The sequence below is a fragment of the Streptomyces sp. S186 genome (genome assembly GCF_051603415.1).
Lineage (GTDB): Bacteria > Actinomycetota > Actinomycetes > Streptomycetales > Streptomycetaceae > Streptomyces.
In genome coordinates, this window is the sequence record NZ_CP193932.1 from 1,256,115 (window position 1) to 1,273,534 (window position 17,420).

The window sequence follows — 17,420 nt, forward strand, 5'->3', positions numbered from 1 at the left end:
CGGCGGGCCGCGCGACCGCCGCGCCGCCCATCGCCCTCAACGCTAACCGCGACCACTGACAACGGCCCGCGGAGCGCCGCAGGCCGGGCCGGCGGAGGGACAATGCCGTCATGTCTCATCTCGCTGCCGCACTGTTCGACATCCACGCCGGTCAGGGACTGCGTCAGTTCGCCGAGCTGGCCATAGCCCTGCTGCTGTCCTCACTCATCGGGCTGGAGCGCGAGGCCCGACAGAAAAGCGCCGGACTGCGCACCCACACCCTCGTCGGGGTGGGCAGCGCCCTGTTCATGGAAGTGTCGATCCACGGCTTCGGCGCACTGCTGGGCACCGACGGCGTGGCGCTGGACCCGTCCCGGGTCGCCGCGCAGGTCGTCTCCGGCATCGGCTTCATCGGCGGTGGACTGATCTTCGTGCGGAGGGACGCGGTCCGGGGCCTGACGACGGCCGCCACCATCTGGCTGACCTGCGCCATCGGCATGGCCTGCGGAGGCGGGCTGCCGCTGCTCGGAATCGGCGCGACCGCGGCGCACTTCCTGATCGTGCGCGGCTTCTCCGTGGTGTCGGAGCGGATCACCTCGGGCCCCTCCTTCGACCGGGTCGAACTGCACCTCACCTATCAGGCACAACACGGGCTGCTGGGCCGGATGTTGGAGCTGTGCACGGGCAGCGGCTTCCGGGTCGTCGACGTCCAGGTGGAGACCGGCACGGACGAGGCCCGTACGGCGGCCGAGGTGCTGCTCCGTCTGGAGGGCAGCGGATCGGCACACCCTCTGGTGGAGGCCCTGACGGAAATGGACGGCGTCCGTGGGGTCGCACTGGGGCGGCACGGCGACAGCACGGAGTGACCCGACGGCGGCCACATCAGCGTTGACGTAGAAACGCCCTCCCCCGTGCACACTGCCCTGCCGCCCGTCCCCTCGCTACCCAGCCCCGGACGAAGAGTCCCCTCGCGCGACATCCGCCCCACCCTCCGCGCCGGCGTCGCGCCGCGGCCCCGACACCAGCAGGTCGCCGGGCACCTGACGCCCCACCCGTTCATTGACGTAACGTCGACCGCTCCTTAAGGTCCGGACCCCGGACCAGAGAGGACGCAGATGCCACGGCAGGACACTTCAGGACGGGACCACGACCTCGTTCTGTACGGGGCGACCGGATTCGCCGGCGCGCTCACCGCGGAATACCTGGCCCGGCACGCCCCCGAGGGCTGCCGGTGGGCACTGGCCGGACGCAGCACGGCCAAACTGGAGCGGCTGCGCGACCGGTTGGCGGCCGTCAACCCGGCCTGTGCGGACCTCCCACTGCTCCGGGCCGACAGCGGCGACCCGGACTCGCTGCGCGGCCTCGCCGCCGCCACCCGCGTCCTGGCCACCACCGTCGGGCCCTATCTGCTGCACGGCGAGCCGCTGGTCGCGGCCTGCGCCGCGGCCGGCACCGACTACCTGGACCTCACGGGCGAGCCGGAGTTCGTCGACCGGATGTACCTGCGCCACGACGCCACCGCCCGGGCCACCGGGGCACGGCTCATCCACGCCTGCGGCTTCGACTCCGTCCCGTACGACCTGGGGGTGCACTACACGGTGGGGCTGCTCCCCAAGGGAGTCCCGCTGCGCATCGACGGCTTCGTGCGGACCCGTGCCACGCTCTCCGGCGGGACGCTCGCCTCGGCGCTGACCGCGGTCTCCCGTCCGGCCACCATGGCCCGGGCCGCCCGGGCCCGCCGACGGACCGAACCGCCGCCCGCCGGCCGTACCGTGCGCGCCCCGTTCGGCCCGCCCGTCCGCAGCCGGGAGACCCGCACCTGGGGCGTGCCCCTGCCGACCCTGGACCCGCGCGTCGTCGCCCGCTCCGCCGCCGCCCTCGACCACTACGGGCCGGACTTCCGCTACCGCCACTACGCGGGGGTGCGCCGGCTGCCGACGGCGGTGGCCGGCGTGCTGGGAGCGGGGGCGCTGTGCGCGCTCGCCCAGGTACCGCCCGCCCGTCGTTGGATGTCCGGCCGGCTGCAACCGGGCGAGGGGCCGAATCAGGAGCGGCGGGCGCGGAGTTGGTTCGCGGTCCGGTTCGTGGCCTCGGGCGGCGGCACCCGCCTGGTCACCGAGGTCGCGGGCGGCGATCCCGGCTACGACGAAACCGCGAAGATGCTCGCCGAGGGCGCGCTGAGCCTGGCCTTCGACGACCTCCCGGAGACCGCGGGCCAGGTGACGACGGCCGTGGCCATGGGGGACGCACTGACCCGCCGCCTCCAGGACGCCGGGATCACCTTCCGGGTGGTCCGGGCCTAGGGCCTGTGTCGGTAGTCCCGTCGTTCGCCCGAAGGGCGGCCCCGCGGCGTCCGGTGCACTCCACTCTCCCCCACGCCTAAAGGGCGCGGGAGGTACCCCCTCGCTCGCTCCGTCTCGGCTCCTTGGAGCCGCCCCCGGAAGCCGAGCCAATCGCAAGCCGGAGGGTCGTCCCGATACTGGGCGTATCGAGGCGGGTCCGACAACACAGCGAGTGCGCGTGCCGGGCGTCGGGGGGGCAGGCGGGACTTCCGACACAGGCGCTGGCAGGCCGGTCCGAAGGGCGCCTGCTAGGCCCGGCGCTCGGCGCGCCCCAGGGCCGGGCCGTCAGGCGTTCGCCAGCGCCCTGCGGCACAGCGAGTCGGCGGCCCGGGTCGTCTCCGGAAGCCGGTACGCCGGCGCCAGACGGAGCGTGTGCGCACAGGCCCGGTCGAGGTCCACCCGGTGGCCGACGGAGACGAAGACCGGTTTGACGCCGCTCTGGGTGCGCAGGGCACGTCCCACCTCCTCGGGCCCGCCGTCCGCCGGCCGGTCGTCCCACAGCGGTGCGGTGGCGCCGCGCTCCGGTCCGGGCGCCTCGTACCGGAAGGTGAAGGGGGTCTTGGCGACCCCGATGGTGGGCAGGCCGGTCAGCACTCCGAGGTGGCTGGCGAGACCGAACCGCCGCGGGTGGGCGAGCCCGTAGCCATCGCAGACGACCAGGTCGGGTATCCGGGCGAGCCGATCCAGGGCGTCGAGGACCGTGGGGATCTCCCGGAAGGCGAGCAGGCCGGGGACGTAGGGGAAGGAGACCGGGCCGACGGCGGTGGCCTCGTCTACCACCGCGAGCGTACGGGCGTCGAGGGCGACGGCGGCCGCCGCGACCACGTCCCGCTCGTCGTCGTAGGCGACGTCCACACCGACCACGGTGCCCTCGAAGCCCGGCTCCGGGCCTGCCTCGTCGAGCCGTACGTGGGCGCGCAGCCGGTCCTGGACCGCGCGGGCCGCGGCCTCGTCCGTCGGCCAGTGCCGCAGCTCGTCGGCGCGGGAGATGATTCCGGAAGTGTCCATGGTGCCCGCAACGCTACCGAACCGCCGCGCCGGCGCCGCTGGCCGCATACCGACCGCCGCGAGCCACCTCCGCTCCCCTATATTGCAGCCATGTTCGTACTGGAACTGACCTACATCGCCCCCCTCGACCGCGTCGACGCCGCCCTCCCGGACCATGTGGCGTGGCTGGAGGAGGGGTACGCCGCCGGCCACTTCCTCGCGTCCGGCCGGAAGAACCCGCGGGACGGGGGCGTGATCATCGCCGCCGGTATCGACCGGGCGACCGCCGAGAAGATCACGGCCGACGACCCGTTCGTCCGCGCCGGGGTCTGCGAGTACCGGATCACCGAGTTCGCGGCGACCAAGACGGCACCGGCCCTGGTGGAGTACAAGGAACAGCTCCCCTCCTGAGCCCTCGTCGCACGCAAGGCCCGGCCCGCCGGACGCATCCGGCAGGCCGGGCCTTGCGCTGCGCGCGCTCCTTACTGGCTCGGCGGGCGGCCTAGGAGGGCGACGCCGGAGATGCGGCCGAGTCGCCGAGCGGGCCTGCGGCGACGGGACCGGGCGTGGCCGTGGTGGGCCAGCGGCCGCCGTTGCGCCAGTAGTCCTGGATCTCCTCCAGCTGGCGGCCCTTGGTCTCGGGGGCGGTGAACGCCGCGAACAGCAGGGCGGCGAGCGCGAGGACGCCCAGGCCGGCGAAGGTCGCGGCGGCACCGGCCCTGGCCATCAGCGACGGGAAGAACTGGGCGATCAGGAGGTTGGCGACCAGGTCGGCGGTGAGCATCACCGACGCCCCCGTGGAGCGCAGCTGGGCGGGGAACGCCTCGCTCGCGTAGACCCAGATCAGCGATCCGAAGCCGAAGTTGAAGGCGGCGGTGAACAGGAGGATCGCGACGAAGCCCACCCAGGTGGTGGCCCCCTGAAGCTTCCCCGCACTGAAGACGGCGGTCAGCACCGCGAGCATCGCCACCATCGTGCCGATCCCGGAGAGCAGCACCACCCGGCGGCCGAGGCGGTCGATGATGAGGATCGCCAGCACGCTGGCGGCAAGAGAGGCCAGTTCGACGAAGGACGGCAGCAGGAAGTTCTGGCCGTTGCCGGTGAAGCCCATCTCCTCGAAGATCTGCGGGCTGTAGTACGTCACGGCGTTGATGCCGGTGATCTGGCAGAAGAAGCCGAGGCCGACCACGAAGAACGCGGCGCGGGCGTACGGCTTGCGCAGCAGTGAGCGCACCGAGCCGCCGCTCTCCTCGGCCAGCGCGGCGCGCACCGCGGCGACCTCGGCGTGCGGGTCGACGTCCGGATCGGTCGCCGCCATGACCTCGACGGCCCGTTCGGTACGCCCCTTGAGGACGTACCAGCGGGGAGTGTCCGGCAGGCGCAGCAGCGGGATCGCGACGAGCGCCGCGGGGATCGCGGAGAGGCCGAGCATCCAGCGCCAGTGACCGCCGCCGGACAGGCCCCAGTTGACGAAGTAGGTGAGGACGACGCCCACGACGGTGGCCACCTGGTAGGAGGCGACGGAGGCGCCCCGGATCCGGGCGGGCGTCGATTCGGCGACGTAGAGGGGTGCCGCGACGATCGAGATGCCGATGGCGGCACCGAGCAGGAAGCGGACGGCGTCGAGCACTTCGATGTTGGGGGCGACGGCGGACAGCGCGACGAAGACCGCGTAGGAGCCGGCGACGATCAGCATCGTGATCCGGCGGCCCAGGGCGTCGGCGAGCTTGCCGCCGATCAGCGCACCCAGGATCGACCCGAGTACCAAGATGCTGTTGACCAGCCCCTTTTCGGTCTCGGTGAGGCCGAAGTCCTTGCTGAGGAAGACCAGGGCGCCGGAGATGCTGCCGGTGTCGTAGCCGTAGATGACGCCGACGACGGCGCCGGTGAGCGCGAACCACCGGCCTGCGCGGCGGGGCGTCGGGAGTGAGGGGCGCGGTGCGGACAGCGGGGCAGTGGACATGGGGAGTCCTTTGTGCGACGGAGCGTCATTGCTACGTGACTGCGTGACGGGTGCCGAGGCACCGCGCCCTCGGCCATGACCGGACCCACCGGAGCCGGGCGCTCATGACCGATCTTGCGAATATCGGGCACATTTCACGCAGTTGTCAACAGTCACTTACCCACTATTTTCGCTGCGCGCCACGCTCACTTCTCGCCGCACAGCGGCCTGTTTCCGCCAACCCACGGAGTGGCCACGCACTCACCATCACCCGCACGAGGGATGGAACGACTGCGCGAAAATGCGTAGAGTCAGATCCAACGAAGCAAAAAATTGCAGACCAGGTGCATTCTCAGACCTCAGAGCAATCGATCGGCAGCCTCGGTCGCCGGTCACGGACCACGGGAGGGCGTCCCATGAGCGAGATGTCGTACATGGAGCAGGAACTGCGCAGCCAGCCGGAGACATGGCGGGAGGCCGCGCGGATCGGCGCCACCGGCGGGCCGCTGCCCAAGGCCGGCCGGCGCGTGGCCGTCGTCGGGTGCGGGACGTCATGGTTCATGGCGCAGTCCTACGCGGCCCTGCGCGAGAGCGCGGGACTGGGCGTCACGGATCCCTTCCCGGCCTCGGAGGCGTTCCTCGGCACCGACCGCGGCTACGACGCGGTGGTGGCGATCACCCGCTCGGGCACCACGACCGAGGTGCTGCGAGTACTGGACGCGGTCAAGGGCCGGATCCCGACGGTGACGGTGCTCGGCGACCCCGACACGCCGGCGGTCGAGCTGTCCGACGAGACGGTGGCGCTGCCGTTCGCCGATGAGCGGTCGGTGGTGCAGACCCGCTTCGCGACCACGGCGCTGACGCTGCTGCGTGCCCACCTGGGCGAGGACGTCGCACGGGCGGTGGCCGACGCCGAGGAGGCACTCGCGGCGCCGGTGGAGAAGGAGTGGGTGGACGCCGAGCAGTTCGCGTTCCTCGGCACCGGCTGGACGTACGGCCTGGCCAACGAGGCGGCGCTCAAGATGCGGGAGGCGTCGCAGAGTTGGACGGAGTCCTACCCGGCGATGGAATACCGCCACGGCCCCATCTCGATAGCCGCCCCCGGCCGGGTGACCTGGCTCTTCGGTCGAGCGCCGGAGGGACTTGAGGGGGATGTGGCACGGACCGGAGCGCGCTTCGTGTCGCACGCCCGGGATCCGCTGGCCGACTTGGTGCTGGTCCAGCGGGTCGCTCTGGAACGGGCCCGCGCACGGGGCCTGGACCCGGACAGTCCGCGCAGCCTGACCCGCTCGGTGATGCTCCAGGAGGCCGCCGTGTCCTAGGACCGCTCCGGCGGACCAGCGGTGACCCGGCCATGACCCACCGTACGGCCGACCCACCACCCCCCTCACCACGACCGACCCTCCCCTCCCTTCCCCTTCTCCTCCCCACCCCTCCTCCAGCGCACCCACTCGACATCAACTCACCCCGTCCGCAAGGGAGTCAGGTCACCATGCCCCTCGTTCCCACCGCGTCGATCGTCGATGCCGCGCGTGCCGCGCGGGTCGGTACCGCGGCCTTCAACGTCATCCATCTGGAAACCGCCGAGGCGCTGGTCGCCGCCGCCGAGCGCACCGGTATCCCGCTGATCCTCCAGATCAGCGAGAACTGCATCCGCTATCACGGCAGTCTGCTCCCCCTCACCAGGGCCACGCTGGCCCTCGCCGAGGAGTCGACGGCCCGGATCGCGGTCCACCTCGACCACATCACCGACACCGAGCTGGTCCACCAGGGCATCGCCGCGGGCGTGCGCTCGGTGATGGTGGACGCCTCCGCCCTCCCCTACGAACAGAACGTCGCCACCACCGCCGCGCTTGCCGCCTGGTGCCATGAGCGGGGCGCCTATGTCGAGGCGGAGCTCGGCGAGGTCGGCGGGAAGGACGGGGTCCATGCGCCGGGAGCGCGTACGGATCCCGATGAAGCCCTGGCCTTCGTCCGAGCCACCCGGGTGGACGCGCTCGCCGTCGCCGTCGGCTCCTCCCATGCGATGCGGGAGCGCACCGCCGAGCTGGACAAGGACCTGATCGCGGAACTTCGCAGGACTCTCCCGGTGCCGCTGGTTCTGCACGGCTCGTCCGGAGTGCCGGACGACGAGCTCCGGCGGGCCATCGCCGCGGGCATGACGAAGATCAATATCTCCACGCATCTGGTTTCCGTCTTCACCGGCTCGATACGGCACACGCTGGCCTCGGACCCGGCGCTGGTCGACTCCCGGAAGTACGTCAAGCCGGCCCGGGAGGCGGTGGCGCAGGAGGCCGCCCGGTTGCTGGAGGTACTGAACACTCCGGTTGCAGCCCCCGACCTCCAGGCTGCGGAGGCAACGGTGCGGGGCTGAGCCCAACGGGACGCCGGCCACCGGGCCACCGGGCCACCGGGCCACCGGGCCACCGGGAAGGAGGTTCCGGGACGCGCGACAACTACCGCTCTGCGGCGCCCGAGCACGCGGCGGGGACGAGGATGCGATGAGGAGGCGATGAGGAGATCGGGGGACGCACGAAAAGACTGAGAAAGCGAGGTGAGGCCGGGAGCATGGGCCGGGAAGCACTTCAGGCCGGGGAACGAATTAGGCTCGCGCCATGAAGCGCCATGAACGAATGAACGCACTGCTCGAGCTGCTCGGGGACCGGGGCCGGGTGGATGTCGAGGAGGCGGCGACCGCACTGGAGGTCTCCGCCGCCACGATGCGGCGCGACATGGATGCCCTCGCCGAGCAGCAGCTGCTGGTCCGCACCCGGGGCGGGGCGGTGCTGAGCTCGGTGGCGTACGACCTTCCGATCCGTTACAAGCAGGGGCACCGGTCGGCGGAGAAGGAGGCGGTGGCCAAGGCGGCCGCGCGGCTGGTGGAGCGCGGGGACGTGGTCGGGCTGAGCGGCGGGACGACGACCACCGCGATCGCGCGGGTGCTCGCCACCCGGCCGGACTTCGCCGAGGCGGGTCCGCAGCCGGATCTGACCATCGTCACCAACTCACTCAACATCGCCAACGAGCTGGCCGTCCGGCCGCAGATCAAGATCGTGCTCACGGGCGGTGTGGCCCACTCCCGTTCCTATGAACTGGTGGGACCCTTCAGCGAGTTGGTACTCCAGCAGATCTCCATCGACATCGCGTTCATCGGGGCCAATGGCGTGGACCCGGTGATGGGGGCCACGGTGCACGACGAGGCGGAGGCGCGGATCAACCGGCTCATGGCCGAGCGGGCCCGCCGGGCCGTGGTCGTCGCGGACTCGTCGAAGATCGGTGAACGGTGCTTCGCGAGGGTCGGTGATGCGGATGTCTTCGACACCCTCATCACCGACGGCGCGGTGGCGGAGGAGACCCGCAGGGAGTTCGCCGAGCGCGGGCTGAAGGTGGTGGCGGCGCGCCCGACCGGGAACGAATGAGACGGGGACGCCGGCCTCACCGAGATCAGCCAGGCATCGGCGGGCGTCCAGGGGTAGGACACCGGTCGGGGGTACGAGGCGACGACCGTCGAGGACATCGTGTCGGCGGCGGGGATTTCGCTGCGGACCTTCTACCGCTACTGCGCGGCCAAGGAGGACGCACTCACGCCGGTACTGACCTCCAGCGTGGGGGCCGCGTCGAGCGGCTCGCCGACCGGCTCGTCGACGGACCGCTGACCACCGCGGTGCGGGCGGCATTCGACGACTCGGCGGTGGGGCGCAGGCCGGCCGACCCGGAGAAGGCGCGGCGGCTGATCCGGGTCATGGGCAGCGTGCCGGCGATCGGATGCGGTGGCCGGCCGCCGGGCGGGACATACAGGACCAGTTCGTCCCGGTGCTCGCGGCGCGCACCGGAGCGGCCGAGGACAGCATGGAAGTACGGCTGCTGGCCTGTGCCTTGATCGATGCAGTGTCGGTCGCCGTGGAGCACTGGGCGGGGCAGGACGAGCCGGGCGATGTGACGGAGCTCACGTGGCAGGCTTTGGCCTGTTTACAGGTGGACGAGCTCCAGGCGGCGACCCGGGGCTGAAATCCAGGGTGCGGGTGTGGAGAATGGGGCGGAGCCGGGCAGGGCTCGGCGAGCCATGACAGCTGGGGCGGCGGAGGCCGCGAAGAAGACCGAAGCGCTGGGGCGGGGCCGACCCGGTCGTCGCATGACGGCCGGACAAGGCGGACCGCGGCCGCGCATTGAACGGGGGAAAACAGATGCGGAAGATCACGTCCATAGCGCTCGCCGGTGCGGTGTGCGGGGCCTCGCTGACGCTGGCCACCGCGACGCAGGCGGTAGCCGACCAGGTGCCGCGGTGCGCCAAGGTGCTCAAGTACTTCACCTCGGGCGGTCAGCGTTACGTCCGGCTGATGAATCTGTGCGCCCAGCGGCCGGCCTGCTACTCGATCGTCATCCCGCACCAGGCGGATCGGCGCGGCCAGCTCCCCAAGGGAGCGACGAAGGACGTGCGATACGGCTCGGCGGCCGGCCCGCGGGCCCTGTACGTCAAGAACGTCTCCTGCTGACCGTCGAGAACAAGAGCGGCTCTTATTGAGGGCCGCGCCTGCCGCCGGCCACAGCGGCCTCTGGGCAAGACAGCAAGACAGCAAGGCTGCAAGGCGCCAAGGCAGCAAGGCAGCCAGTAGTCAAGCATGACGGGCAGTGATGCGCTCCTCGGGCCGGGCCAGGCTGCACGGCGGGGGCTGCCAGTCGGCCGGGCGGCCTGGCAGCGCCCGTGCACGTAACCCGGCAGGTCACTCCGGGAGGGCGATGCCGTCCAGGACCATGGCGAGGTACTGGCGGGCGATTTCCTCGGGGGTGTGGCGGCCCTCCGGGCGGTACCAGCTCGCGGCGACCCAGACCGTGTCGCGCAGGAAGCGGTAGGCCAGCCGGAGGTCGAGGTCGCCGCGGAAGACACCCGCGGCCACGCCGCGTTCCAGCACGCCGAGCCACAGCTGCTCGAACTTCCGCCGGGATTCGGTCAGATAGCCGAAGCGGGGCTGGGTGGCGAGGTACCGGGCCTCCTTCTGGTAGATCGCGACCGCGGCACGGTGCCGGTCGATCTCCCGGAACGACTCGGTGACCAGCGCCTCGATGGTCTCCCGCGGCCCGTGGCCGGCCGCCAGCACCGCGTCGTAGCCGGCCCACAGCTCGTCCAGGAAAGTCGCGAGGATCTCGTCGACCATCGATTCCTTGGAGTCGAAGTGGTAGTAGAGGCTGCCCGCGAGCATTCCCGCCGCGTCCGCGATCTGGCGGACGGTGGTCGCGTTGTAGCCCTGCGCGGCGAACACCTCCGCCGCGGTGTCCAGGAGTTCGCGGCGGCGGTCCGGTGAGGTGGACGCGGTGGCCGACTCCGCCTTCCCGGAGCTCTTGGCGCCCTTGCCCCTCCTGGTGGCGCTCTCGGCGCTCTCGGCGCCCTCAGCGCTCTTCTCGTGCTTGGTGTTTTTGGCGTTCTTGGCGGTTGGCACGGGGACATTGTCGCGCGTCGGCGGGGTGATCCGGCGCATATCTTTTACTTGTAAAACACCTGCTAATGTTTTTGGTATGGGGAAGCATGCCAAGCACGCCGCGAAGCAGGTCAGGGGCACCGGGCGACGGCCAAGGACGGCGCGGTCGACCGTCAGGGGGCCGGGCGGGACGGACGGGGCGGCCGCGGTGCGGTTCCGGCCGCTGCCGGTCCGGAGCACGGTGCGGCTGCGGCGGCCCGTCGACATCTGGCACAAGCCGGCGCTCAGTGCCGTGGTCGCGCTGGGCGTCCCGGATCTGGTGCTGCTCGGCCTGGGGCGGCTCGACCTGGTGCTCTACACCTCCGCCGGGGCGATGTGCGCGCTGTACGCGCACGGCCTGCCGTACGCGGCGCGGGCCCGGACGCTGCCGTGGGTGGTGCTCGGGATGGTGGCGAGCGTCGCCGTCGCGTTGACCGCGGCGTCGCTGATCACCTCGGCCGCGGCGCTGGTGGTCCTGGCGTCGCTGGTCGCCGCGCTGCACAAGGTGCTGTGCGATGCGACGCGGATCGGGCCGCCGGGGAATCTGATCCTGACGTTCATCGCGGCCTCGGCGTTCTTCGTGCCGCAGCGGCCGGCGGAGGTGCTGCCGCATACGGGGCTGGCGCTGGCCACCGGGGCGTTCGCGTGGCTGGTGTGCATGGCGCCGGCGCTGGTACGGCCGCAGGGGCCGGAGCGGATCGCCACCGCGCGGGCGCTGGAGGCCGCCGCCGGGCTGCTGCGGGCGCGGGCGGAGGCGGAGGCGGAGGCGGTGGCCGCGCGGCCGGCTGGGGGCACGGCCTCGACCAGCGACGGGACGCCGGCCAGGGGCGCGGGACCGGCCGGGGGTGCGGGACCGGCCGGGCGTCCAGGACCGGCCGGGCGTGCGGAGCCCCCCGCAGCCCCGGAGCCGGCCGGGGTGGCGCATGCCCGGCACGCCACCGCGGCGGCGGTGAACGCGGCCTGGCACGCGCTCTTCCTGGTTCCGGCCCGTACGCCGGCGAAGGCCGCGGCACGGGCGGGGCTGGAGCGGCTGCTGGTGCGGGCGGAGTCCGCGCTGGGCGGGGTCCCTCGGAATGCGGCGGCGGAGGCCGACCGGTTCGGCGGCTGGGCGCGGGAGCTGCGGAGCGGACGCCCGCTGCCCGAGGTGACACTGACCGCTGCGGAAGCCTCGGAACTGGCCGGCGTGGCCTGGGAGTTCGGGGCTTCGCTGGAGCCCGGCATGGCTCTGCGGCAGCCGAGTGCGACGACCCGTGCGGCGGGGGCAGAGGGACGCCGTGCCGCGACGGCGGAGGAGTGCCGTCCGCGGACGGGAGTGGAGTCCCGTGGCGGCCGACAGGGTCGGGGGGCGGGCGGGCGTGGGCTGCGGCGGCCGGTGCCTGGGCGGCCGCGGGGCGTGCGGGCGGTGGTCGGGCGGCTCCGGCCCGGTTCGCCGCTGCTGCCCATCGGGGCGCGGGTCGCGGTGGGGTGCGTCCTGGCGGGCTGGGCCTCGTTGGCGGCGGGAGTCGGGCATCCGTACTGGGCAGTGGTGACCGCGGCGTCGATCTACCAGGCCAACACCACCCTCTCCTGGGAGCGCGCCTTCCAGCGCACCCTCGGCAACCTGCTGGGGCTGCTCCTGTTCACCGCCCTGCTGCCGGTGATCCACATCGGGCCGGGCGTGATGATCGCGCTGGCGCTGGCGTTCCAGCTCGGTGCGGAGGCCACGATCACCCGGAACTACTGGCTCGGCTCGGTGTGTGTGACGCCGATGGCGCTGCTGCTGACCGAGTTCGGCCGGCCGCTGCCGGCCGGCACGCTGATCGCCGACCGGTGGCTGGACACCGTGGTGGGTGCGGTGGTCGGGCTGTTCTGCTGCGTACTGGTCACCAACCGGCGGGCGGCCGACCGGATCGATCTGGCGCTGGAACGTGTCGGGGAGGCTGAAGCGGCAGCGTCCCGGCTGCTGGCCATTGGGCCCGGGGCGCGGTCCGAGGCGCAGCACGGGACGCGGTCCAGGAGGTCCGGGCAGTCCGGACGGTGGTCGGGCGTGGGCACGATGAACGGGGTAGCCGCGGTAGCTGGGGTAGCTGGGATGGACAGGGAAGCCGGGGACGACGGGGTGAACAGAACAGGATGGGCGGACGAGCCTGTCGGGGTGGAGGAAGCAACCGAGGTACGCGACGCCGGTTGGGCACGAGGGGCCGGTTGGACACACGAGACCGGTTGGGTGGATGAGGCCGAGTGGGTCGGCTGGGCGCATGAGGCCGGGTGGGCGCGGGACCGGCTCGGCGGGGCCCTGGTCGAGTTGCGGGAGGCCGTGGAGGTGGCGGCCGGTGAGTGGTGGCAGCGGGCGCTCCCCGAGGAGCGGATCGCCCACGCCGAGCAGCAGGGTCATCGGACGCTGGCCGCCCTGGTCCGGCGGCTCGCCGCGCCCGCCCTGGCCGCCTGACGCGCTGCTCGGTCCCGCCCTGAGCGGGCACGTTCGGCCCAGCCCTGGGCAGGCACAATGAGGACTGTAGGCGACCGGGATACCGGCCGGACGGATGGATGGGCCGAGAGGAGAGTGCGGGTGACCGAGGACATCGTCGCTGGGGTGATGCGCCAGTGGCAGCAGGTGCACCCCGGGCTGGACACCGGCCCGATGGCGGTGATCGGACGGCTCAACCGCTGTTCCGCGCTGCTGCAGCAGGCCGCCGATGCGCCGCTGCGGCGGGCGGGGCTGACCCGGCCCGAGTTCGACATCCTCGGCACGCTGCGCCGGATGGACCGTGAGCTGACGCCCGGCCGGGTGGCGCGGGAGACCTTCGCCTCGGGGGCGGCGGTCACCAAGCGCGTCCGGCAGTTGGAGGAGCGCGGGCTGGTCAGCCGCCGGCCGGACGACCGGGACCGCCGGGTCACCCATCTCTCGCTCACCGACGAGGGGCGGGAGACCATCGACCGGCTGCTTCCCGAGCAACTGCGGTACGAGGCCGCACTGTTGGTGGGAATCGGACAGGCACGGCAGGAGGAACTCTCCACGGCGCTGAGCGAGTTGCTGGTGGTGCTGGAGGGGCGGCTGGCGAGCCTGATGGACTGACGGCCGCGACGCCAGGACGGCGGGCGGCGGAGACGGCGGGCGGCCTCCCTCGCCCAGAGGGCCCTTACCCCGGGGCCTCTGGGTGAGGGCTCCCCTCAGTGCGGCGTGCACCTCACCCCCCGGGGCGCCCGCCCCGCACCTCACCCCCGGGCAACGGCCCTCATTCCCCCGGAAACGGCTCGTCGCTCCAGCGGAACCACGCCGCGTCGTCCTCGATGTGCAGCAGGAACTCCGCCACCGGCCCGTCCGGAGCGATCAGCCGGACGCCGTCGCTGGCACGGGTGTAGGCGTCCTCCCAGGCGGCCAGGTCGTCGTCGACGGTGTCGATGAGGGCCAGCTCGCGGGCGAAGTGCGGCCGCAGTTCGGCGAAGGCCGGGCCAGGCGTGAAGCGACCGTTCAACCAGGGGAGGTCCGCCTCCGTGACTGTGATCTCGCCGATCACGTCCGCGCCCCGTTCCACCCGCCAGGTCTCCCCGATGTACGGCATTGCCGCCTCCCCTTGGTCACGCTGTGACGCGCGGGAGCACCCCGCCAAGTGCGGTGGGGCGCTCCTGCGCGACGGTCGGACGACAGAATGGCAGAGCGCGCGACCGGGCCGAGCGGCGATGGCGAGAAAGCGCGGAAGGCCGACCAATGTCCGTTCCATAGCCAGTATTTGACAGGGCGTCATCCATCATCGACGTCAGCGCTCACCGACCAGGCTTACCGCTCCGTCCCGAACAGGTTGTCCAGCTGTCGGTCCAGGAGGGCGAGCGCCTGCTCGGGGCCGTGGATGCCCAGCAGGACGTAGGAGGCCAGGCCGTCGGAGAGGGCGATCAGCAGCATGGCCTCGCCCTCGGTGGCGCGCTCGGGCGGGAGTTCGCCGCGCTCGGCGGCCAGCCGCAGCTGGTCGGCGAAGAAGTCGCGGAGCTTGGGGATGCCGTCCCGCGCCTCCGCGCCCAGGGCCGGGTCGTGGACGGCGCGGGAGTAGTAGGCAGCGGCGACCAGGAGGCCGGCGCGGCTCTCCGCGTCGAGCGGGAGCATCCCGGCGCAGCAGGCGCGGAGCACCGCCCGCGGCGTGGGCTCCTCCTTCAGCGCCTGGATCCGCTGCGTGATGCGTGCGGTGGCCTCGTGGTTGATGCGCCGGAGGGCGAACAGCAGCAACTCGTCCTTGGTACGGAAGTAGTGCTGGATCCGGCCCAGCGAGATACCGGCTTCGGCGGCGACATCGCGCAGGCTGACGCCGTCCACGCCCCGGGTGTTCGCGAGCCGCCAGAGCGCCGCGGAGATCTCCTGGCGCCTGGCTTCGTGATCCACCTTCTTCGGCACGAGCGGTGCCCCTTCCATCCGTACTGCCGTACTGCATCTGCGCTGCCTCTGCACTGCCTCTGGGGCGCCCCGGGCTTCCTCTGGGCTGTCATACAGGCCACTGAGCGGCCGACTTTTACAAGTCGCTCGTACCGTTATAACGTACCGCCTCACAATACGTTTGACTTGGAAAACGGTGACCCCCTCATGCCCGAGCACGCCGCACCGCTCCTCCGCCCGCCCCGCCACCGCGTCGATCCACGCGCCCGCGCCTGGTGGCGGACCCAGGCACTGCTCACGCTCAGCGGTCCGATGCTGCTGACCGCGCTGGCACTGGCGGTGCTGTCGCTCCTCTTCTTCCCGGGCGCGCTGACGTGGTTGGGCCCACTGCTGCTCGTCGTCCTGGTCCTGCCGGCGGTGGGCTACCTCGTGGTGATGCCGCGGATGCGGTACGCGGTGCACGCCTGGGAGCTGGGCGAGCGCGCGGTCTACGCGGCGGGCGGCTGGTTCTGGCAGAAGCGACGGATCGCGCCGCTGTCCCGGGTGCAGACGGTGGACACCCTGCGCGGGCCGATACAGCGGCGGTACGGGCTGGCGACGGTGACCGTCACCACCGCCTCGACCGCCGGTGACATCAAGATCGCCGGCCTCTCGGACGCGGACGCCGAGGCGCTGTCCCGGCGGATCGGCGAGGTCGCCCAGGACGTGCCGGGGGATGCCGCATGAGCACCCCCTGGAACGGCCCCGCAGACGCCCCCCAAGACGGCGGCACGCCGACCCCCGCCCCCTGTCCCGAGCACGCCGAGGAGCGCCCCGCGAGCGCCGACCGGCCGGAGTGGCGGCGGCTGAGCCCCCGCACGCTGCTGGTGCACTGCGGCTGGCTGGGCGCGCCGCTCGGCTCGTTGGCGCTGACGGCACTGGCCACCGGCGGCCGGATCACCGGCGGCGCCTGGCTCACCCTGGCCACGATCGCCGCCGCGTTCGCCGTGCTCACCGGGGCCGGGCTGGTCCGGTGGGCGCGCACCGGCTTCCGGGTCACCGGCGAGAGCCTGGAGGTGCGGAGCGGGCTGCTCACCCGGCGGGTGCGGAGCGTGCCGCTGCACCGGATCCGCACCGTCGACCTGACGGCGTCCCCGCTGCACCGGCTGCTCGGCGTCACGGTCCTGCGGGCCGGCACCGCGGGCTCCGGGGAGGGCCGCGGCGAACTCTCGCTGGAGGCCCTCCCCGTGGCCGAGGGCGAGCGGCTGCGCACCGAACTGCTGGCCCGCGCGGCCACCGGGACGATCGCCGAGGATCCGGTGCTGGCGCGGATCAACTGGCGCTGGCTGCGGTACGCGCCGCTGACCTTCTGGGTCGTCGGCGGGGTCTTCGCCGCGGGCGGTTCGGCCTACCGGGTGCTGCACGAGATCGGCATCGAGCCCTGGAAACTCGGCTTCGTCCGGCGGGCGTTCGAGGAGTTCGGCAACGGCATGCTGTGGCTGACCATCCCCGCGGCCCTGCTGGCGGTGATCGCGCTCGGCTCGGTGGGCGCGGTCGCGCTGTACGTCGAGAACTGGTGGAACTACCGCCTGGAGTGGGCGGACGCCGGCACCCTGCGGGTGCACCGGGGGCTGCTGACCACCCGCTCGGTGACCATCGAGCGCGCCCGGCTGCGCGGGGTGGTGCTGCGCGAGCCGCTGCTGCTGCGGGCCGGCGGCGGAGCGACGGTGCGCGCGGTGGCGGGCGGCCTGGGCAACAAGGAGGAGAACCGCAAGCGCAGCGGACTGCTGCCGCCGGCACCCCGCCGGGAGGCGGTACAGGTGGCCGGCGGAGCACTCCAATCCCCCTTTCCCGCCATAAAGATGACGGAGCGTCAGGAAGGTCAACTGGCGCGGCATCCGCGGGTCGCGCTGCGCCGGCGGCGGGTGCGCGGCATGCTCTTCGGCGTGCTGCCGGGCACGGCGCTGCTGGCCGGTCTGGGGGCGGCGTTCACCCCGGTGCTGCTGCACGCCGCGTGGATCTACGCGGTGATCGCCACCCCGGTGGTGCTGTGGCTGGCCCGGGACGCGTACCGGAACCTGGGGCACGGGATCGCCGGCCGCCATCTGGTCGCCCGCTCGGGCACGTTCAGCCGGGACACCCTGGTGCTGCGGCGCGAGGCGGTCGCCGCCTGGACGTTCACCACCTCGCCGTTCACCCGGCGGGCCGGGCTGGTGTCGCTGACCGCGGCGGTGGCGGCGGGCGAGGAGGGCTACCGCATCCCGGATCTCGCCGAGGGCGCCGCGCCCGGTTTCGCCGCGGCGGCGACCCCGGGCCTCCTGGACGAGTTCCTCACCCACCCGCAACGGAACGGGGATTCGGCGCCGGCGACATGACGTAGATCACACCCCACGACT

The 17,420-nt window shown here is 72.6% G+C and carries 17 protein-coding genes and 1 pseudogene; 13 read left to right on the forward strand and 5 right to left on the reverse strand.

Features of this window, described 5'->3' with window-relative positions; translation table 11 throughout:
- Positions 1 to 110: 110 nt before the first annotated feature.
- Both ACRAS8_RS05495 and ACRAS8_RS05500 read left to right on the forward strand, forming a co-directional pair.
- Entirely contained in the window at positions 111 to 845 is a 735-nt protein-coding gene (locus ACRAS8_RS05495) for an MgtC/SapB family protein (protein ID WP_438484640.1), read from the forward strand.
- 249 nt (positions 846 to 1,094) lie between these two features.
- Positions 1,095 to 2,282 carry a saccharopine dehydrogenase family protein gene (locus ACRAS8_RS05500; RefSeq protein ID WP_438484641.1) on the forward strand — a complete coding sequence of 396 codons (1,188 nt, stop codon included), beginning with the start codon at positions 1,095 to 1,097 and terminating at the stop codon, positions 2,280 to 2,282.
- Positions 2,283 to 2,606: 324 nt separating this feature from the next.
- Here the strand turns inward: ACRAS8_RS05500 and ACRAS8_RS05505 are convergent, their stop codons facing one another.
- Entirely contained in the window at positions 2,607 to 3,329 is a 723-nt protein-coding gene (locus ACRAS8_RS05505; protein ID WP_438484642.1) for an endonuclease V, read from the reverse strand.
- A 90-nt stretch (positions 3,330 to 3,419) separates the two neighbouring features.
- Here ACRAS8_RS05505 and ACRAS8_RS05510 point away from each other — a divergent pair, with 90 nt between their 5' ends.
- The gene (locus tag ACRAS8_RS05510) at positions 3,420 to 3,719 is read left to right on the forward strand and encodes a YciI family protein (protein WP_438484643.1); all 300 of its coding nucleotides are present in this window, start codon (positions 3,420 to 3,422) and stop codon (positions 3,717 to 3,719) included.
- Positions 3,720 to 3,810: 91 nt separating this feature from the next.
- On the opposite strand, the gene ACRAS8_RS05515 is transcribed toward ACRAS8_RS05510, so the two are convergent.
- Positions 3,811 to 5,271, reverse strand: coding sequence for a sugar porter family MFS transporter (locus ACRAS8_RS05515; RefSeq protein WP_438484644.1), 1,461 nt, complete (start codon positions 5,269 to 5,271; stop codon positions 3,811 to 3,813).
- Positions 5,272 to 5,666: 395 nt separating this feature from the next.
- Here ACRAS8_RS05515 and ACRAS8_RS05520 point away from each other — a divergent pair, with 395 nt between their 5' ends.
- The 6 genes and pseudogenes from ACRAS8_RS05520 to ACRAS8_RS05545 all read left to right on the forward strand — a co-directional run bounded on the left by ACRAS8_RS05520 (position 5,667) and on the right by ACRAS8_RS05545 (position 9,743).
- Positions 5,667 to 6,572, forward strand: a complete 906-nt coding sequence (locus tag ACRAS8_RS05520; protein ID WP_438484645.1) for an SIS domain-containing protein — start codon at positions 5,667 to 5,669, stop codon at positions 6,570 to 6,572.
- A gap of 170 nt (positions 6,573 to 6,742) precedes the next feature.
- Positions 6,743 to 7,624, forward strand: coding sequence for a class II fructose-bisphosphate aldolase (locus ACRAS8_RS05525; protein ID WP_438484646.1), 882 nt, complete (start codon positions 6,743 to 6,745; stop codon positions 7,622 to 7,624).
- Positions 7,625 to 7,865: 241 nt separating this feature from the next.
- Positions 7,866 to 8,669 (forward strand): DeoR/GlpR family DNA-binding transcription regulator, encoded by an 804-nt coding sequence (locus tag ACRAS8_RS05530; protein ID WP_438484647.1) that lies wholly within the window; start codon positions 7,866 to 7,868, stop codon positions 8,667 to 8,669.
- Positions 8,670 to 8,747: 78 nt separating this feature from the next.
- Positions 8,748 to 8,906, forward strand: a pseudogene (locus ACRAS8_RS05535) (TetR family transcriptional regulator); the annotation flags it as partial.
- A gap of 157 nt (positions 8,907 to 9,063) precedes the next feature.
- Positions 9,064 to 9,258: an acyl-CoA-like ligand-binding transcription factor gene (locus tag ACRAS8_RS05540; RefSeq protein WP_438484648.1), complete on the forward strand. Its 195-nt coding sequence runs from the start codon at positions 9,064 to 9,066 to the stop codon at positions 9,256 to 9,258.
- Positions 9,259 to 9,434: 176 nt separating this feature from the next.
- Positions 9,435 to 9,743 (forward strand): hypothetical protein, encoded by a 309-nt coding sequence (locus ACRAS8_RS05545; RefSeq protein ID WP_438484649.1) that lies wholly within the window; start codon positions 9,435 to 9,437, stop codon positions 9,741 to 9,743.
- 228 nt (positions 9,744 to 9,971) lie between these two features.
- Here ACRAS8_RS05545 and ACRAS8_RS05550 read toward each other — a convergent pair whose 3' ends face one another.
- Positions 9,972 to 10,724, reverse strand: a complete 753-nt coding sequence (locus ACRAS8_RS05550) for a TetR/AcrR family transcriptional regulator (protein WP_438484650.1) — start codon at positions 10,722 to 10,724, stop codon at positions 9,972 to 9,974.
- A gap of 148 nt (positions 10,725 to 10,872) precedes the next feature.
- On the opposite strand from ACRAS8_RS05550, the gene ACRAS8_RS05555 reads away from it, so the two are divergent.
- Both ACRAS8_RS05555 and ACRAS8_RS05560 read left to right on the forward strand, forming a co-directional pair.
- On the forward strand, positions 10,873 to 13,131 hold the full coding sequence (locus ACRAS8_RS05555; protein ID WP_438490355.1) for an FUSC family protein: 2,259 nt from the start codon (positions 10,873 to 10,875) through the stop codon (positions 13,129 to 13,131).
- A 120-nt stretch (positions 13,132 to 13,251) separates the two neighbouring features.
- On the forward strand, positions 13,252 to 13,758 hold the full coding sequence (locus ACRAS8_RS05560) for a MarR family winged helix-turn-helix transcriptional regulator (protein WP_438484651.1): 507 nt from the start codon (positions 13,252 to 13,254) through the stop codon (positions 13,756 to 13,758).
- A gap of 160 nt (positions 13,759 to 13,918) precedes the next feature.
- On the opposite strand, the gene ACRAS8_RS05565 is transcribed toward ACRAS8_RS05560, so the two are convergent.
- Complete coding sequence (locus ACRAS8_RS05565; protein ID WP_438484652.1) at positions 13,919 to 14,245, reverse strand: hypothetical protein; 327 nt, start codon at positions 14,243 to 14,245, stop codon at positions 13,919 to 13,921.
- 215 nt (positions 14,246 to 14,460) lie between these two features.
- Positions 14,461 to 15,066 carry a TetR/AcrR family transcriptional regulator gene (locus ACRAS8_RS05570; RefSeq protein ID WP_438484653.1) on the reverse strand — a complete coding sequence of 202 codons (606 nt, stop codon included), beginning with the start codon at positions 15,064 to 15,066 and terminating at the stop codon, positions 14,461 to 14,463.
- A 186-nt stretch (positions 15,067 to 15,252) separates the two neighbouring features.
- Here ACRAS8_RS05570 and ACRAS8_RS05575 point away from each other — a divergent pair, with 186 nt between their 5' ends.
- Together ACRAS8_RS05575 and ACRAS8_RS05580 are read left to right on the forward strand one after the other, a co-directional pair.
- Positions 15,253 to 15,771 carry a PH domain-containing protein gene (locus ACRAS8_RS05575; RefSeq protein ID WP_438484654.1) on the forward strand — a complete coding sequence of 173 codons (519 nt, stop codon included), beginning with the start codon at positions 15,253 to 15,255 and terminating at the stop codon, positions 15,769 to 15,771.
- Complete coding sequence (locus ACRAS8_RS05580; protein WP_438484655.1) at positions 15,768 to 17,399, forward strand: PH domain-containing protein; 1,632 nt, start codon at positions 15,768 to 15,770, stop codon at positions 17,397 to 17,399. Before ACRAS8_RS05575 ends, ACRAS8_RS05580 begins: the two co-directional genes overlap by 4 nt.
- Positions 17,400 to 17,420 lie beyond the last annotated feature (21 nt).

Excerpts from the sequence above, each read along its gene's own strand:
- ACRAS8_RS05495 (WP_438484640.1), top strand. The coding sequence starts at position 111 with ATGTCTCATCTCGCTGCCGCACTGTTCGACATCCACGCCGGTCAGGGA.
- ACRAS8_RS05500 (WP_438484641.1), top strand. The coding sequence starts at position 1,095 with ATGCCACGGCAGGACACTTCAGGACGGGACCACGACCTCGTTCTGTAC.
- ACRAS8_RS05505 (WP_438484642.1), bottom strand. The coding sequence starts at position 3,329 with ATGGACACTTCCGGAATCATCTCCCGCGCCGACGAGCTGCGGCACTGG.
- ACRAS8_RS05510 (WP_438484643.1), top strand. The coding sequence starts at position 3,420 with ATGTTCGTACTGGAACTGACCTACATCGCCCCCCTCGACCGCGTCGAC.
- ACRAS8_RS05515 (WP_438484644.1), bottom strand. The coding sequence starts at position 5,271 with ATGTCCACTGCCCCGCTGTCCGCACCGCGCCCCTCACTCCCGACGCCC.
- ACRAS8_RS05520 (WP_438484645.1), top strand. The coding sequence starts at position 5,667 with ATGAGCGAGATGTCGTACATGGAGCAGGAACTGCGCAGCCAGCCGGAG.
- ACRAS8_RS05525 (WP_438484646.1), top strand. The coding sequence starts at position 6,743 with ATGCCCCTCGTTCCCACCGCGTCGATCGTCGATGCCGCGCGTGCCGCG.
- ACRAS8_RS05530 (WP_438484647.1), top strand. The coding sequence starts at position 7,866 with ATGAAGCGCCATGAACGAATGAACGCACTGCTCGAGCTGCTCGGGGAC.
- ACRAS8_RS05545 (WP_438484649.1), top strand. The coding sequence starts at position 9,435 with ATGCGGAAGATCACGTCCATAGCGCTCGCCGGTGCGGTGTGCGGGGCC.
- ACRAS8_RS05550 (WP_438484650.1), bottom strand. The coding sequence starts at position 10,724 with ATGCGCCGGATCACCCCGCCGACGCGCGACAATGTCCCCGTGCCAACC.
- ACRAS8_RS05565 (WP_438484652.1), bottom strand. The coding sequence starts at position 14,245 with ATGCCGTACATCGGGGAGACCTGGCGGGTGGAACGGGGCGCGGACGTG.
- ACRAS8_RS05575 (WP_438484654.1), top strand. The coding sequence starts at position 15,253 with ATGCCCGAGCACGCCGCACCGCTCCTCCGCCCGCCCCGCCACCGCGTC.
- ACRAS8_RS05580 (WP_438484655.1), top strand. The coding sequence starts at position 15,768 with ATGAGCACCCCCTGGAACGGCCCCGCAGACGCCCCCCAAGACGGCGGC.